The organism is Photobacterium kishitanii (assembly GCF_003026355.1).
In the GTDB taxonomy this organism is placed as follows: Bacteria; Pseudomonadota; Gammaproteobacteria; order Enterobacterales; family Vibrionaceae; genus Photobacterium; species Photobacterium kishitanii.
In genome coordinates this window covers 293,487-311,130 of the sequence record NZ_PYON01000003.1, presented here as the reverse complement: position 1 = coordinate 311,130, position 17,644 = coordinate 293,487, and the positions used below count along the sequence as shown (strand labels likewise).

At 40.7% G+C, this 17,644-nt stretch carries 13 protein-coding genes; 9 read left to right on the top strand and 4 right to left on the bottom strand.

Annotated features, from left to right (window positions below):
• The first annotated feature begins 92 nt into the window (after positions 1–92).
• Both C0W29_RS05375 and fldA read left to right on the top strand, forming a co-directional pair.
• The gene (locus C0W29_RS05375) at positions 93–857 is read left to right on the top strand and encodes an alpha/beta fold hydrolase (RefSeq protein ID WP_045041688.1); all 765 of its coding nucleotides are present in this window, start codon (positions 93–95) and stop codon (positions 855–857) included.
• Between the two features lie 328 nt (positions 858–1,185).
• Entirely contained in the window at positions 1,186–1,713 is a 528-nt protein-coding gene (fldA, locus tag C0W29_RS05370; RefSeq protein ID WP_045072059.1) for a flavodoxin FldA, read from the top strand.
• A 64-nt stretch (positions 1,714–1,777) separates the two neighbouring features.
• On the opposite strand, the gene C0W29_RS05365 is transcribed toward fldA, so the two are convergent.
• The gene (locus C0W29_RS05365) at positions 1,778–2,290 is read right to left on the bottom strand and encodes a DUF4442 domain-containing protein (RefSeq protein WP_045041689.1); all 513 of its coding nucleotides are present in this window, start codon (positions 2,288–2,290) and stop codon (positions 1,778–1,780) included.
• 196 nt (positions 2,291–2,486) lie between these two features.
• On the opposite strand from C0W29_RS05365, the gene fur reads away from it, so the two are divergent.
• Positions 2,487–2,933 (top strand): ferric iron uptake transcriptional regulator, encoded by a 447-nt coding sequence (gene fur, locus C0W29_RS05360; protein ID WP_036795513.1) that lies wholly within the window; start codon positions 2,487–2,489, stop codon positions 2,931–2,933.
• A 171-nt stretch (positions 2,934–3,104) separates the two neighbouring features.
• Positions 3,105–4,145: a linear amide C-N hydrolase gene (locus C0W29_RS05355; RefSeq protein ID WP_045041690.1), complete on the top strand. Its 1,041-nt coding sequence runs from the start codon at positions 3,105–3,107 to the stop codon at positions 4,143–4,145.
• Positions 4,146–4,221: 76 nt separating this feature from the next.
• Here C0W29_RS05355 and glnS read toward each other — a convergent pair whose 3' ends face one another.
• The 3 genes from glnS to nagE all read right to left on the bottom strand — a co-directional run bounded on the left by glnS (position 4,222) and on the right by nagE (position 10,427).
• A complete protein-coding gene (glnS, locus tag C0W29_RS05350) occupies positions 4,222–5,886 on the bottom strand; it encodes a glutamine--tRNA ligase (protein ID WP_045044317.1) in 1,665 nt (554 codons plus the stop codon).
• A 232-nt stretch (positions 5,887–6,118) separates the two neighbouring features.
• The gene (locus C0W29_RS05345) at positions 6,119–8,782 is read right to left on the bottom strand and encodes a beta-N-acetylhexosaminidase (protein WP_045044316.1); all 2,664 of its coding nucleotides are present in this window, start codon (positions 8,780–8,782) and stop codon (positions 6,119–6,121) included.
• Between the two features lie 175 nt (positions 8,783–8,957).
• Complete coding sequence (nagE, locus tag C0W29_RS05340) at positions 8,958–10,427, bottom strand: N-acetylglucosamine-specific PTS transporter subunit IIBC (RefSeq protein ID WP_065190356.1); 1,470 nt, start codon at positions 10,425–10,427, stop codon at positions 8,958–8,960.
• 257 nt (positions 10,428–10,684) lie between these two features.
• Here nagE and nagB point away from each other — a divergent pair, with 257 nt between their 5' ends.
• From nagB to asnB, 5 genes are all read left to right on the top strand, one after another.
• On the top strand, positions 10,685–11,485 hold the full coding sequence (gene nagB, locus C0W29_RS05335; protein WP_036795521.1) for a glucosamine-6-phosphate deaminase: 801 nt from the start codon (positions 10,685–10,687) through the stop codon (positions 11,483–11,485).
• A gap of 18 nt (positions 11,486–11,503) precedes the next feature.
• Entirely contained in the window at positions 11,504–12,640 is a 1,137-nt protein-coding gene (gene nagA / locus C0W29_RS05330; RefSeq protein ID WP_045044314.1) for an N-acetylglucosamine-6-phosphate deacetylase, read from the top strand.
• Positions 12,641–12,643: 3 nt separating this feature from the next.
• Positions 12,644–13,858, top strand: a complete 1,215-nt coding sequence (gene nagC / locus C0W29_RS05325) for a DNA-binding transcriptional regulator NagC (RefSeq protein WP_045044313.1) — start codon at positions 12,644–12,646, stop codon at positions 13,856–13,858.
• Between the two features lie 148 nt (positions 13,859–14,006).
• Positions 14,007–15,602 (top strand): cation:proton antiporter family protein, encoded by a 1,596-nt coding sequence (locus C0W29_RS05320; RefSeq protein ID WP_045044312.1) that lies wholly within the window; start codon positions 14,007–14,009, stop codon positions 15,600–15,602.
• Between the two features lie 322 nt (positions 15,603–15,924).
• Positions 15,925–17,595: an asparagine synthase B gene (gene asnB, locus C0W29_RS05315; protein ID WP_045044311.1), complete on the top strand. Its 1,671-nt coding sequence runs from the start codon at positions 15,925–15,927 to the stop codon at positions 17,593–17,595.
• The last annotated feature ends 49 nt before the right edge of the window (positions 17,596–17,644 follow it).

Here is a 17,644-nt window from a genome sequence, read left to right as displayed (position 1 = left end):
TATCATTCCGTTTAAAATTCTGGGTACGATTATAGCCTGATCCGAGGTTATACTCTATGGTAAATACCACACCTAATTAGAGAAAATAGCCAGTGAATCTTCATTTTCGTGCTGAAGGCAAGGGTAAAACGATCGTTTTGATCCATGGTTTGTTCGGCAGCGCAGATAATCTTGGTCTTTTAGCCCGAGAATTAAAACAACATTACCAAGTGATCAGTATCGATCTTCGCAATCATGGTTTATCCCCTCATAGCGATCAATTTAGCTATTCAGATCTTGCTCAAGATATTCTTGATACCCTCGATCATTTAGCCATTAATCAATTTGATGTTGTTGGCCACTCTATGGGAGGGAAAGTTGCGATGACATTATCGACATTAGCGCCCCAGAGAATCAATCACCTGATTGTTATCGACATGGCACCAGTAGCATACCACGCTCATCGTCATCAAAATGTTTTTAATGGTTTACGTGAAGTTAACCGTCACCCAATAACAAAGCGTAGTGAAGCTGAACAATATTTAGCCAAATATGTTGAAGATGCAGGTGTTCGTCAGTTTTTATTAAAATCATTAGCAAAAACAGACACGGGTTACCAATGGCGATTTAATGTCGAAGGCTTAATTGCTAACTACGCCACCATTATGGGCTGGCAGCCAGCAGCTCTACCATTTGCAGGCAAAACATTATTTATTAAAGGTCAACTATCTGATTATATTGAACCACTACACCGTAATGAGATTATGGCGCAATTTCCAAACGCTAAAGCACATGTGGTTGCTAACACTGGTCATTGGCTCCATGCTGAGAAGCCAGAGACAGTAAATCGAATTATTAATCAATTTTTAGAGCAATAAACTAAAATAGCACACCATCATAATCGGTGGTTAACTATAGTAGACCTCAGGACTAATTATTAAATCCGGCACTCTACTGTGATATAGTGCGTCAAGTTTGGTAGTCTTCTCTAATTAGTAATGCGATTAAAACAGCCTGTAAGCAAGCTGACGCTATTAACTCAGAGCTATCATGCCCTGTTGATAAAGGGCAACAATAACCAATGATATTATTTGGGCGAAAAAAACACTAAATCGCCATCAAAAATTAATTATCATTGCGTCGTTTATACTGATTTCTGTAAACTGCCTAATAGCAGTTAACAATTTAATATGGGTAATATCTACTATGGCGAGCGTTGGACTCTTCTTTGGTAGCGACACTGGTAACACCGAAGCTGTCGCTAAAATGATTCAGAAGCAACTAGGTAGCAAGCTAGTTGAAGTAAAAGATATCGCAAAAAGCAGCAAAGAAGATATCGACAACTTTGATCTGATACTACTAGGTATTCCTACTTGGTATTATGGTGAACCACAATGTGATTGGGATGACTTCTTCCCTGAGCTTGAGCAGGTTGACTTTTCAACTAAACTTGTTGCAATTTTTGGTTGTGGCGACCAAGAAGATTATGCAGAGTACTTCTGTGATGCAATGGGCACAGTACGTGACATCGTTGAAAGCAAAGGCGGCACAATTGTTGGTAACTTTTCAACAGCTGGCTACGAGTTTGAAGCATCTAAAGCATTAGTTGATGATGCAAACTTTGTTGGTTTATGTATCGATGAAGACCGTCAACCAGAGCTAACAGCACCTCGTGTTGAGCAATGGGTCAATCAGATCTTTGATGAAATGTGTCTTGCTGAACTTGCTGACTAAGTACTGCTACGATACACAATAAAAAACGCGCTCTGATAGCGCGTTTTTTATTATCTCAAGATAATTAGTCAGTACGATCCAACTTGATATCACCTGGTTGATATATCATCTCAGATCGATACTGCGGTTTTTTTCTAACATATAGTGTACGATTAACTTGTGCCACAACCTCATTCTTTGCGTTAATGACATTAACGCTAAACTGAGGTAAATATTTATTACCTCGCTCTGTCGCGGCTATAATTTCTGCAATGCACTCTTCTGAGATAACAAACTCAGCAAATAAATCACCATTCCCTGGCCGTATAAACTCAATCTGTGCTTGCTTATCCCACACAAAGTATTGCTTACCTAAAATGCCCATCAGCATCAGTGAGTAAACAGGATCTGTTAATGAAAAAATACTGCCACCATACTGAGTCCGATTAGCATTCTTATTCCACCAGCGCAATTTCAACCGTAACCGCACATAACGGAAATCATTGCTAATCACCATAATTTTAATACCAGCCCCCCAAAATGGAGGCCATAAGTTTAACGCTAGCTTAACCAAACTCGGTTTATAGTAATCAAACAAGGCAACACTCCATACAAACTGGTATGATGAGTTAATTTATTACATAATTTTCACAATATTGCAAACTAAAGAAAAGTGACACTTCTGCTAGATAACTAACCTTTTAAGGTTTATTGTTATCGTTGCGTCACATATAATGAATCTAAATGAGAAAGACTACTGCAACATTTTTGCAGCTAGCCAACAGGAAAATCGGATGTCAGATAATAATCACGCGCTCAAGCAAGCTGGTCTTAAAGTAACACTTCCTCGTCTTAAGATTTTAGAAGTGCTTCAACAACCTGATTGCCAACACATCAGTGCTGAAGACCTGTATAAAAAGCTCATCGATATCGGTGAAGAAATTGGCCTTGCGACCGTTTACCGCGTCCTTAACCAATTTGATGATGCAGGCATTGTAACTCGTCACCACTTTGAAGGTGGTAAATCAGTATTCGAATTAGCCACTCAACATCATCATGATCATCTCGTTTGTCTTGATTGTGGCAAAGTAATTGAATTTTCAGATGAAATGATTGAGCAACGCCAAAAAGACATCGCGGCACGCTTTAATGTTCGTCTAACAAACCATAGCTTATACCTTTATGGTCACTGCATGGATGGCGATTGCAATGCTGATGAAACGTTGCACGATGAAAAATAACAATGACTAGTTATTTTCTATCTAAGAACCAGTGATCAATATCACTGGTTTTTTTATAGCTCAACAAATAGAGACCAGCATCACGATTCAAATATCGTTACAATTGACTACGTGACAGTAAATGATTAATTGCCTATATATCAGTTATTTAATTATAATTGAGAACAAGTCATGAAACTGCATTCATTAACTGTTGCTTTAGTTACTGCTTTATCTTTAAGTTCTATTTCTTCTGTTGCCAATGCTTGTACCCGTGTTTTATGGCAAACCCAAGACCAAGGCACATTCGTTGCTCGTACAATGGATTGGTCTGAATCAACCCAACCAACATTAGTCAACTTCCCCCAAGGTAGTGAATACTCAACCCATTTAAGCCAGCTTAATAATATTAAGGCTAAATATGCCGTTACTGGTATTACCGCCTATGGCATTGTTGTTGATGGCATTAACTCACAAGGATTAGGCGGCAACGTGCTTTATGACGCAGGAATGGATCTAGGAAAAGCCGATCCACAGCAAAAAGCAGGCGCTATAACTTACTTACGTCATCTACTGTCACAGTACAAAAACGTCAATGAATTAGTTACGGCGATTAAAGATAGCGCCCCAATTGAAGAATTGATCGCAGGTATTCCTGTGCGGATTGCACTGCATATCTCATTTCAAGACTCAAGTGGCGACAGTGCGATTGTTGAATGGCGTGATGGCAAACCACAAATTTGGCATGGTAAACAATATACAGTGCTGACGAATCAACCGGGATATGATCAACATCTTGCTAATGTAAACCGTTCACAACGTGGCTGGGGAGAGCAAGATCAACAATGGAGCCAAACGAATCTCGGTACTGGTGGTAACGCTAACCCTGAAGATCGCTTTATCCATACCACTTATTTTTCTCAGCATCTAAAAGAACCTAGCAGCGTGACTAATGGTATTTTGAAACTAGACTCAACCATGTTCCGTATTCCACATGATGCACCGAACCGCCCGATTAATGGCAAAATGGCTGGTTATGCAACAGAATACTCAGTCAATACCCATTTACAGTCAGGTGAAACATTCGTTCGCTACCAATGGGGAGATACTTATACCCAATTTAACTATGACGTTAAAGCGATTCAACAATCACAAAAACTGATCAAATTTAATATCGTTAATAATGATCTAGCGGGTGATATTACTCAAAAAATCATTGCTACAGGTAAATAATTCACCCATAAGAAGCATAAAAAAAGCGCCTATCCATTACTGAAATAGGCGCTTTTTAGCAATAATTAACGACTAATTAGTCACCAATCTTTGCCCAAGTATCACGTAAACCAACAGTACGGTTAAATACTAAATGGTCAGCACTTGAATCTTTGTTGTCAGCACAGAAATAACCCATACGCTCAAACTGGTATGCTTTTTCCGCTTCTGCTGCAGCCAATGCTGGCTCAACAAAACCGTTCAATATAGTTAATGACTCAGGGTTAATCACTGATACAAAATCTTCTGCAGCACCAGGGTTTGGTACGGTGAAAAGACGATCGTATAGACGAATTTCTGCTGGAATACCTGCTTGTGCTGATACCCAGTGAATAACACCTTTTACTTTACGACCATCTGCTGGGTTTTTACCTAGCGTATCTTTATCGTAAGTACAGTAAATAGTAGTGATATTACCCGCAGCATCTTTTTCAATACGCTCAGCTTGAATCACATAAGCACCACGTAAACGTACTTCTTTACCTAATACTAAACGCTTGTACTTCTTGTTCGCTTCTTCACGGAAGTCTTCACGTTCGATGTAAAGTTCACGACTAAATGGCACTTCACGCGTACCCATTTCTGGCTTGTTCGGGTGATTAGCAACCGTTAAAATTTCAGCCTCACCATCAAAGTTTTCAATCACAACTTTAACTGGATCTAAAACAGCCATTGCACGTGGTGCATTTTCGTTTAGATCATCACGAATACAAGATTCTAGTGAGCTAATTTCAATGGTGTTATCTTGTTTAGTTACACCAATACGCTTACAGAATTCACGCATAGAGCCAGGTGTAAAGCCACGACGACGTAAACCAGAAATTGTTGGCATACGAGGATCATCCCAACCGTTAACTAATTTATCAGTTACAAGTTGGTTTAGCTTACGCTTAGACATCACGGTATATTCAAGATTCAGACGACTGAATTCATACTGGTGTGGTATGCAATCAATAGTAATATTTTCAAGAACCCAATCGTATAAACGACGGTTATCCATGAATTCAAGCGTACAGATAGAGTGCGTAATACCTTCTAGCGCATCAGAAATACAATGCGTAAAGTCGTACATTGGGTAAATGCACCACTTATCACCTGTTTGGTGGTGATGTGCAAAACGAACACGGTAAATAACCGGATCACGCATAACCATAAATGGTGATGCCATGTCGATTTTTGCACGCAGACACATTTTGCCTTCTTCAACTTCGCCATTCTTCATTTGTTCAAACAAGGCTAAGTTTTCTTCTACGCTACGATCACGGTAAGGGCTATGTTTACCCGCTTGCGTTAACGTACCGCGATATTCGCGCATTTGCTCAGGACTTAGCTCATCAACATACGCTAAGCCTTTATTAATTAATTCAATGGCAAACCCGTGAAGCTGATCAAAGTAGTTTGATGAATAACAAATCTCACCGCTCCACTCAAAGCCTAACCAGTTAACATCATTTTTAATAGACTCAACGTATTCGATGTCTTCTTTCTCAGGGTTGGTGTCATCGAAACGTAAGTTACATTGACCCTGATAGTCCTGAGCAATACCGAAGTTCAAACAAATAGATTTCGCATGGCCGATATGCAGGTAACCATTTGGCTCTGGCGGGAATCGGGTATGTATGCTTGTATGTTTGCCACTTGCTAAATCCGCATCAATAATTTGGCGAATAAAGTTAGTTGGACGAGCTTCAGATTCACTCATCTATTACACCTCGTGTACTTACAGGATTGAGAATTATGTACAGTTCATCAATATGAACTATGACTGCACACTATACCTTAATGCCGCTATGCAAAAAATCAAAAACACTGTTATAGCAGACAATAGTTGTGGATTTAATAAATAACGCGCAATAAAAAGCCGACGATAGTTATCCTATCGTCGGCAATTAGAGAGATCACTGGGTGATCTGGCTTACATCAGCATCAGTTGGTTACAGTGATGTAACACGACTGAAACGTTTGCCATCGCCACTTACGGCACGGATCTCAACTTTACCAGTCACACTTGGCTGTGCTTTCGCATCATAAGTGTTCCATGTTTTACCTGCGTCAGTAGAGTACTGTAGAGCAAGACCTGGCATGCTTACGTTCATCGCAAGTTTACCATTTTCAATCTTAGCACCTGGTACAGGTACACGGTATTGAATACCTGCAGCATCTAGTTTAGCCAGCTCACGTTGACCTAAGACGTTAGCAAAACGCTGCCACTCGTCATGTAGTGCTTTCTTGTTTACAAGGTTTGAATCTTGAGAATATTCAACACCAACTTGGTATTCATTTTCCCAATCACCCTTGTGCCATGCACGCTCAGCAGCAGCTAGAACGCGCGGGAATACCATGTATTCATACTGCTCGTCATTACCTACAGTCTCACTCCAAAGCTGAGCAGATAGACCGTGGAAACCTTTCGACTTCACAGTACCTTTACTTGCAAAACCATTACCATCACGGTCTAGTGATGTTTCAGCATTTTGCGGTAAGTTCTCTGGTGCAAAACCAAACATCTTACGTGTATCAGTTGCACGTGTTGCCCAGTAGTAGCCACGCTCTGATGGGTCTACTTCGTATGGCATATCCATGTAAACATAATCAGGGTTAGATACGATCACATCGTAGCCTTTATCAGCCCACTCATAAGCTGACGCACCGCCGCCCCAGTATAGAACGTCCCAGAAGTTTACACGTACGTTATCAGTCTCAAACGCTTTTGAGTCTTTTGAATACTTCAAGCCATCTTGCCATGCTTGGAAGTTTTCAATCCCTTTACCATTAACCACTTCACTTACACGCTCAGCAAAGTAACTTGGCAGACGGTCATAATCACTTACAACACCTTCAGCAATCAATTTCTGACACATTGGTGACTTCTGGTATGGCTTATCTTGCTTAGATTGATCAATAGAACCCGTCCAAGCTGTTTGCTCTGCCGCGTTAATATCTTGGAAACCAGCATTTAGCTTGATATTTTTCGCTTCATCACCACCGAAGTGCCATGTATTTAGCGGCATACCCGCTTCTTTATGCATTGCTTGAATTTCAGTAATTACTTTATCAACAAACTTTGCAGAAGAATCCATACATGGGTTAATGAAACTACGCTTATCGTAGAACTGTACTGTAGTAACGTTTGAGGTATCGTTTGGATCCATCAAGCGGTACTCGTTCGCTTCATCCATCTTACCTTCAGCAGCTAGACGCTTGTAACGCGCTTCCATTGCTACTACTGCAGCACGTGCGTGCGCTGGCATATCGATTTCAGGAATAACTTCAATACCACGTGCTTTAGCGTATTTTAGAATATCTAAGTAATCTTGCTTGCTGTAGTAACCAGAACCATCGTTATCAGATGTAGGACCTGAACCCAGTTGTGGTAATAGACATGAAGTCTCAGATAAATCGTGACAACGCTTACCACCAATGTCAGTTAGCTCTGGTAAACCAGGGATCTCAACACGCCAGCCTTCATCATCTGATAGGTGGAAGTGGAATTTGTTCATTTTGTACGCAGCCATTTGGTCTAACGTACGTAGAATCACTTCTTTTGAGTGGAAGTTACGGCCCACATCAACCATCACACCACGGTAATCAAAACGTGGCGCATCCGTTACTTCTAGCGTAGGAATGCTGTTTTTCGCACCAGTGCTCATTAAAGAGATTAGTGATTGCATACCATAGAATGCACCTTGGTCATCAAAACCAATAACCGTTGCGCCTGTTGGAGTTACATCTAGCTTATAAGCGCCAGCAATTTGTTGATCTTTAGCAAACGAACCAGGTAGAAGGCTTACTTTTACAGGGTATTGACCCTTAGTATTAACACCTAATACGTCAAGACGCTCATTCACTGCTGCCATCATATCGGCTGGTAGAGTGAAATTGCTGATTTTAATACCGTTTGCTAGTGAAACCGTGTTACCTGTTAGCTTAGTGCTTAGTGGTGTCGGAACAATCGTTGCTGCCACTTCTTCTGTAGCTAACACATTAATGTCTTGGTTCTTCTCAAAACGTGTTTCAGCAGTTGCAAGCACATTATTATCGGCTTTAACACGTTTAAATTGATCACCCTTAAGCGGTACTAGGTAATCTGAAGGATTAACTGAATCAGTACTCTTAATCGTTTGTGGCGCGGCATCACCCGACGTCACGTATGCGCGTGGCATATAATCGTTTTCGAAAAGCGTCCAGTATTCACCGATGTAAGGAATAACAACCTTCTCGCCTTCAGCAAAGCCATCAAACTTTTCAGTTGGCTCTAGCGTATGAAGGTCACCAGTTACGTGTGTAACTTTGAATTGGTCGTTTTGAACTTCAAGAATTTGGCGAATACTGCTGAAATAAATTTTCCAGTCTTTACCTGTAACTGCTGGGCCATTATTTTCCAGCGTCAAATTAATTAGATCACAAGATGCCCACTCTGCGCCTAGCGTCTTACACTGTAGGCCTTCTTCTGCACCGTGTTGAGTAACAATTTCATAAGTAACATCAAGGTTATTAGCTAATTTTTTAACAACCTTCTCATCATCATTTCCTGGTGTTGCACAACCAGTTACTGCTAGTGCAATGAAAGATGCTAACGCCGTAAGTTTAATAGTCATGAAATATTCCTTTCTCCCGATATCCCTTTAAATGAAGGGAAAATCTATATAGAGCCCAAAAGTTGGGTACTCAAAATGCCGGTCTTGATATCTTACAACTAAAATATCAGGACCGGTCTAATTAAAAGTGTTGCGGTATTTCGTGTATCGCTTAATTACTTAAGAATTTAGGTAATTATGGAAGCTTTACTGCTGATAGGTCTTCTGAAGCTGGGATTTTTTTCATCTCACCAGCAACGATTTCAGCTAGAGGGCCTAGGATAACTTGTAAGTTATTTGCACCTAATTTAACCACTCCCATTGCACCTAGTGCTTTTAATGTCTTCTCATCTGCAAGGCTACTGTCTTTTAGAGTTAGACGTAGACGAGTGATACAAGCATCAATATTTTCTAGGTTACCGTGACCACCAAGCGCTTTTAAGTATTGCTTAGCTAATTCACCCGTTTCAGCTGAACCACGTACTGATGAAGTCTCTTCTTCGTCATCTTCACGGCCTGGAGTCTTAAGGTTGAACTTAAGAATAACAGTGCGGAAGATAAAGTAGTATAGACCGAAGAACACAACACCTTGAAGAACAAGCATGTACCATTGAACAGCTAATGGGTTACGTGTTGATAAGAATAAGTCAACTAAACCTGCTGAGAAACCGAAACCAGCAATCCAGTGCATTGAAGCCGCGATGTATACAGAGATACCCGTTAATGCTGCGTGGATAACGTATAGTGGCGGAGCAAGGAACATGAATGCAAATTCTAGAGGCTCAGTAACACCTGTGAAGAATGATGCAAAACCAGCAGCTAGAAGAAGTGAAGCAACACGCTCTTTGTTCTTCGCTTTAGCTGTGTGGTACATAGCAAGTGCTGCACCTGGTAGACCGAACATCATGATTGGGAAGAAACCAGCCTGGTACATACCAGTAACACCAGGTGTACCTTTACCGCTCAAGAAGTTAGGAATATCGTTAATGCCTGCAACATCAAACCAGAATACTGAGTTCAGTGCGTGGTGAAGACCAACAGGAATCAATAGACGGTTAAAGAATGCGTAGATACCAGCACCGGCAGCGCCTAGACCTTGAATACTTTCACCGAAATGTACTAGACCGTTGTAAATTGACGGCCAAACATACATCAGTACGCCTGCGATAATAATACCAGCAACAGAAGTCAAAATTGGAATCAAACGCTTACCACTGAAGAATGCTAACGCTTTGTGCAATTCTACGTGAGAGAAACGATTGTAAATTTCTGCTGATACGATACCTACAAGGATACCTACGAATTGGTTATTGATTTTTGAAAACGCGGCAGGAACAGCGCTTGCGTCAATACCTTGGATTTGTGCTACTGCACCAGGTGCAAGTAACGTTGTAACAACTAGGAAGCCTACGAAACCAGAAAGTGCCGCTGCACCATCTTTATCTTTAGACATACCGTAAGCAACACCAATCGCAAACAACACAGACATGTTGTCGATAATTGCTGAGCCAGCTTTGATTAAGAATGCCGCTAACGCAGAGTTTGCACCCCAGCCAGTCGGGTCAATCCAGTAACCAATACCCATTAAAATTGCCGCTGCAGGAAGTACTGCAACTGGCACCATTAGTGCTTTACCTACTTTTTGAAAATATCCAAGAATATTCACCCTTAGTTCCCCCTATGGTTTTCTTAGATGCGATAGTGATAGCTTTTTTTTGCCATCTCTTTTTTGTCCTTTGCAGTTTATGAATTTTATTTCGCTCCGCAAATTAAAACATCATCATTTGTGATCTCAATCACCGACCGAGGTCAGAACTGAGTGATTTTGCTAGCTCGATCATAAAACTTATTTTATCATTCGAAACAAAGGCGCTATGCCGCTCAGATTTTTCCTGTTTTAACTATCTTCAAAGAGGTGTCAACGTGAGACTAATCCCGCTTAATAACGCTAAAGATGTTGGTCTATGGTCTGCTCGCTACATTGCAGATCGCATTAACAAGTTTCAACCAACAGCTGAACGTCCATTTGTGCTAGGTCTACCTACCGGTGGTACACCACTTGCTACATACCAGCGTCTGATTGAACTATACCAAGCTGGTGAAGTAAGTTTTAAAAACGTAGTGACATTCAACATGGACGAGTATGTTGGCATGGCTGCTGATCATCCAGAGTCATACCGTAACTTCATGTATAACAACTTCTTCAATCATGTTGATATACAAGAAGAAAACATCAACCTTCTTGATGGCAATACCGCTGACCACCAAGCTGAATGTCAACGTTACGAAGACAAAATCAAAACCTATGGCCGCATTAATTTGTTCATGGGTGGCGTGGGTAACGATGGCCATATCGCATTCAACGAGCCTGCATCATCATTGGCTTCTCGCACACGTATCAAGACTCTTACTCATGAAACACGTATTGCGAACTCTCGTTTCTTTGAAGGCGATATCAACCAAGTACCTAAGTACTCATTAACGATTGGTGTTGGTACGCTATTAGATTCTGAAGAAGTAATGATTCTGATCACTGGCCATAACAAAGCACAAGCACTACAAGCCGCTGTTGAAGGTTGTGTTAACCATCTATGGACAGTTTCTGCACTTCAGCTTCACCCTAAATCAATGATCGTTTGTGATGAACCATCAACACAAGAACTTAAAGTGAAAACAGTTAAGTACTTCCAAGAGTTAGAAGCAGAGAACATTACACACATCTAATCCATATAAGGATAATTCATGTACGCGCTAATAAACTGTCGAGTATTCACAGGTAGCGATGTGCTGAATAACCACGCCGTCATTATTGATGGCGTGAATATTCACGCAATAATACCTGAAAGCGACGTAAAAAAAGATATAGAAACAATTGATTTACAAGGTGCAAACCTAACCCCTGGCTTTATTGACTTACAACTCAATGGCTGTGGTGGCGTGATGTTTAATAATGAAATAACGCCAGCAACAATCGATACCATGCACCGCACTAACCTCAAATCTGGCTGTACCAGTTTCCTGCCAACGCTCATCACTTCTGCTGATGAAGACATGAAACAAGCCATTCAAGCCCAACGCACTTACCAACAACAATACCAACATCAATCACTTGGCATTCACTTCGAAGGCCCTTATATCAATGTATTGAAAAAAGGTATTCACCGCCCTGACTTCATTCGCCCAGCGACTAACGAGATGATTAATATCTTGTGTGAAAACACAGATGTTATAACTAAAGTTACCTTAGCGCCGGAAATGAATAGCGTTGAGCATATTAAACAATTGATAGATGCTGGCATTGTTGTATCAGCAGGACACAGCGATGCGACCTATGCACAAGCACGCCAAGGGTTTGATGCAGGAATAACCTTCACAACGCACTTATTCAACGCCATGACGTCTATTGAAAATCGTCAGCCAGGCCTTGTAGGTGCGATTTATGATAGTAATGAAATATATACGGGTGTTATTGCTGACGGCCATCATGTTGACTATGCCAATATTCGCATGGCGCATAAAATGAAGCAAAGCCACCTTGTTTTAGTGAGCGATGCCACAGCTCCAGCAGGTGCTAACATCGATAGCTTCCTTTTTACTGGGAAAAAAGTATATTACCGAGATGGTAAGTGTGTTGACGAAAATGGCACACTTGGTGGCTCGGCGCTGACAATGATTGAAGCAGTACAAAATAGTGTCGAACACATAGGCATCGCCTTAGACGAAGCGATTCGCATGGCTACTCTTTATCCTGCTCGCGCCATTGGTGTCGATAAGAAATTGGGTGCTATTAAAAATGGTATGGTCGCAAACCTGGCTATTTTTGATCGTGACTTTAACGTTAAGGCGACAATCGTTAACGGTAAATACGAGCAGAACTAAACTATGACAGGCGGACAAATTGGTAACGTTGATCTGGTCAAGCAGCTAAATAGTGCTGCAGTATACCGACTCATCGACTTGCAAGGCCCTATATCTCGCATACAGGTTGCTGATATTAGCCACCTAGCCCCTGCAAGTGTCACTAAAATTACCCGCCAATTATTGGAGCGCGGCCTCATAAAAGAAGTCGCGCAACAAGCATCAACGGGTGGAAGAAGAGCAATATCCCTAACGACAGAGTCAGTCGATTTTCATTCTATCGCAGTACGCATTGGCCGCAATTATATTGAAATAACCCTTTATGACCTCAGTGGTAAACATATTACCGGTGCGGCTTATCCATTTTTATATTCTGATCAATATGTATTAGCTGAAGGCCTTATCAAATATATTCAGGAATTTATTGATAATAACCAGAATGTAATGAAAGAACTGGTGGCATTGGGCATTATTCTTCCGGGGCTTGTTAACCCAGAAAATGGCACCGTTACTTATATGCCAAACATTAAAGTGCATGATTTTGAGCTTGCTCATATTATTCAAGACACTTTTGGCATCATTACCTTTGTCGGCAATGACATTCGAGGCCTGGCACTTGCTGAGCATTTCTTTGGTGCTAGCCGTGACTGTAAAGATTCAATTCTAGTCAGTATGCACAATGGTACGGGTGCCGGTATTATTGTTAATGGACAGGTATTCCTTGGCCAAAACCGCAATGTCGGCGAAATTGGTCATATCCAAATAGATCCACTCGGTGATAAGTGCCAGTGTGGTAATTTTGGTTGCTTAGAAACCGTTGCATCTGATCCAGCAGTGATTAAACATGTGCAACAACTTCTTAATCAAGGTTATCCAAGTAGCTTACAAGCACTTGAAGAACTAACAATGCTTGCTATTTGTGACGCTGCCAATAAGGGTGATGAACTTGCAACTCAAGTATTACTCAAAGTGGGCCATCACCTTGGTAAAGCATTAGCGATGACAATTAATTTATTCAATCCTCAAAAGATCATTCTGGCGGGCAATATCACTCAAGCTCAAGCAATTGTATTACCTGCTATACGTCGTTGTGTTGAAAACCAATCTTTAGCCGCTTTTAATAATGATTTACCCATTGTCGCATCAGAGTTGTATAACCAACCAACCATCGGTGCATTTTCAATGATCAAGCGGGCAATGCTTAATGGTGTGTTACTGCAACGATTACTTGAAGATTGAGCATTAACCACACTTGAATTAGCCATAAACGCTAATAAAATCACCATAAATTAAAGGGGGGGATTAATCACAACTGATTAATCCCCCTAATGTTATTATAGTCATAATTATTTTTTCCACACTATCTTGCAAGGATGTAGTCCAAGGTATGGAGTTACTGTATATTAGCGCGGCATTTCTAGCCGGTTTCATCGCCCTTCGTTGTAAATTACCACCTCTGGTTGGATTTTTAGTTGCTGGTTTCATATTAAATAGTTTTGGCTTTCATTCTACGCCAGCGTTAACAACTTTAGCTGATCTTGGGGTGACATTATTATTATTCACCATTGGTTTAAAACTCGATATAAAAACGCTGCTTAATAAAGAAGTATGGGGCGGTGCAACCTTACATAATTTATTATCAACGGCGATATTTACCCTATTTCTAGTTGTGCTTAAACAACTAGGATTAACCATGTTTGCTGAAATGGCATTCAATCAACTAGTACTGATTGGTTTTGCCTTATCGTTTTCTAGTACTGTTTTTGCTATCAAACTACTGCAAGAAAAAGGCGAGTTAAACGCTAAGTACGGCACTGTGGCGATAGGTATTCTGGTTATGCAGGATATTTTCGCAGTGCTGTTTCTCACCATCTCCAGTGGTAAAGTTCCAGATATAACTGCACTGGGTTTATTTGCCCTGCCCTTGCTACGCCCACTTTTATATAAAATTCTTGATAAAGCAGGTCACGGTGAAATATTAGTACTATATGCAGTTATGCTAGCACTTGTCGCAGGGGCTGGTTTATTTGAAATAGTCGGCATGAAACCTGATTTAGGTGCATTGCTATTAGGTATGCTGATGGCTGGCCACCCAAAAGCTTCAGAAATGGCTAAGTCACTGTTTAACTTTAAAGAATTACTATTAGTGTGTTTCTTTTTAAACATTGGCCTCGCAGAATCACCGACTTTAAATGGCATGCTGATGGCGCTGGTATTAATGCTGCTATTACCTCTTAAAGGTATTCTTTATTACGCTGTTTTCCATTTATGTCGCTATCGGGTGCGTACTTCGATGCTAGCAACCTTAACGTTATTTAACTACAGCGAATTTGGGCTAATTGTTGGTGGCGTTGCTTATAAAATGGGATTGCTGCCAGGCACCTTTCTCGTCGCGATGGCGATAGCTGTATCATTATCATTTTTACTTGCAGCCCCACTCAATAGTATGAGCCATAAGCTCTACACAGAAGCAGCAAAACGCTTAAAAGAGTTCGACCCAGATCGGCTTAACAGTAACGATAAACTGATTGATTTTGGCAATGCCAGCATTCTTATTTTAGGTATGGGTCGTATTGGTTCAGGTGCCTATGACGAGCTAGAAAACCGTTATGGCAAACAAATTATTGGGGTTGAAACTCGCTGTGAGTCAGTTGAACTTCATCGCCATCAGCATCGTAATGTGATTCACGGCGATGCAACTGATCCAGATTTTTGGGAACGCGTTATCAATAACCATCATATTGAGCTTATTTTATTAGCAATGCCGAATGGGCCCGCCAATATCTATGCTCTAGATCAACTCAAAAGCCGTCACTTCCAGGGACAAATCGCAGCAATCGCTAAATACAGTGATGATGAAACCCAATTACATCAACAAGGTATTGATGCTGCCTTCAATATTTATAATGAAGCTGGTAGCGGCTTCGCACGAGACGTGTGTGATCACTTACAACCTCAAATACCTCCTCTCAAAACAGATTAAATTACACTTCAAAAGTTAGATATTTCGCAGTGAAAAATAAACAGTAGCACCACTACTGTTTATTTTTTTAATTAAAAAACTGTTACAAAATAAATATTATTCACTAAAACGCAATTTAAATAGATAATATTCACCAAGAAGGCTTTATTTAAATTGAATTAAAATAAATGATTGCAATTAGTTAGTGAATACGTAATTTTAACAAACAGCAGCGAAATAGAAGTGGCAGCAACATCAATTATCATAATGATAACTTATCTGCTACATGATACATTTCCATTAATTATGGATAATAAAAAGATAACATTGGAGCGGTATTATTATGTGTTCAGTATTCGGTATCCTTGACATCAAGAGTGACTCTTCAGCACTTCGTGCAACAGCGCTTGAATTATCAAAAAAAATGCGCCATCGCGGCCCAGATTGGTCTGGTATTTATGCGTCAGACAATGCAATCTTAGTGCATGAACGTTTAGCGATTGTTGATCTTAATAGTGGTGAACAACCGCTATATAACGCAGATAAAAGTCATGTATTGGCTGTAAATGGTGAGATTTATAATCACAAGGAACTACGCGCTGAATTTGCACCTGACTACCCTTTCCAAACTGAATCTGATTGCGAAATTATTTTAGCGCTTTACAAAGAAAAGGGCCCAGAGCTACTCGACTACCTTAACGGTATCTTTGCTTTTATTCTTTATGATGAGCAAGAAGATGCTTATCTCATTGGTCGTGATCACATTGGTATCATTCCGCTCTATCAAGGTTATGATGAACACGGTAACTTTTATGTTGCTTCTGAAATGAAAGCATTGGTACCTGTTTGTAAAACTATCAGTGAATTTCCTCCCGGTACTTATCTTTGGAGTAAAAAAGGTGAGCCTGTTCGTTATTACAAACGTGATTGGATGGAATTTGATGCCGTTAGCCACGCAAAAACAGATAAAGTGGCATTAACCGAAGCACTTGAAAGTGCCGTTAAACGCCAGTTAATGACCGATGTGCCTTATGGGGTTTTACTTTCTGGTGGCCTTGATTCATCTGTCATCTCAGCGATCACTAAGAAGTTTGCAGCAAAACGTATTGAAGATGATGAACAATCACAAGCATGGTGGCCGACACTGCACTCATTCGCAATTGGCCTTGAAGATGCTCCTGATCTAAAAGCAGCTAAAATTGTTGCAGATGCCATTGGGACTGTTCACCATGAACTAACTTATACCGTCCAAGAAGGTTTAGATGCTATTCGTGATGTGATTTATCATATCGAAACCTACGATGTGACCACGATTCGCGCTTCAACGCCAATGTACTTAATGTCACGTAAGATTCGTGCAATGGGCATTAAAATGGTGTTATCAGGAGAAGGTGCTGATGAAATTTTTGGCGGTTACTTATACTTCCACAAAGCACCTAACGCCAAAGAGTTTCATGAAGAAACAATACGCAAACTATTAGCACTTAACATGTTTGATTGCGCGCGCGCTAACAAATCAATGGCGGCATGGGGCATAGAAGCGCGAGTACCTTTCTTAGATAAAGAATTCTTAGATGTAGCCATGCGTATTAACCCTGAAGATAAAATGTGTGGCAACGGTAAAATGGAAAAACACATTATTCGTGAGTGTTTTGAGCATTACCTTCCAGAAGCCGTTGCTTGGCGTCAAAAAGAACAATTCTCTGATGGTGTTGGCTATAGCTGGATTGATAGCTTAAAAGAAGTCGCTGAAGCAAAAGTGACTGATCAACAGTTAGCAACGGCTGCATTCCGTTTCCCATACAACACGCCAACGACAAAAGAAGGTTATGTTTACCGTGAGATTTTTGAGGAACTATTCCCACTAGAAAGTGCCGCGAAATGCGTCCCGGGTGGTCCATCTATTGCTTGCTCCAGTGCTAAAGCAATTGAGTGGGATGAGAGTTTTAAAAATGCAGCCGATCCATCAGGCCGTGCTATTGCAGCCGTTCACAACCAAGCTTACACAAAATAGATAAATTGAAGTTATAAAAAAACCGCCACTAATAATGGCGGTTTTTTTT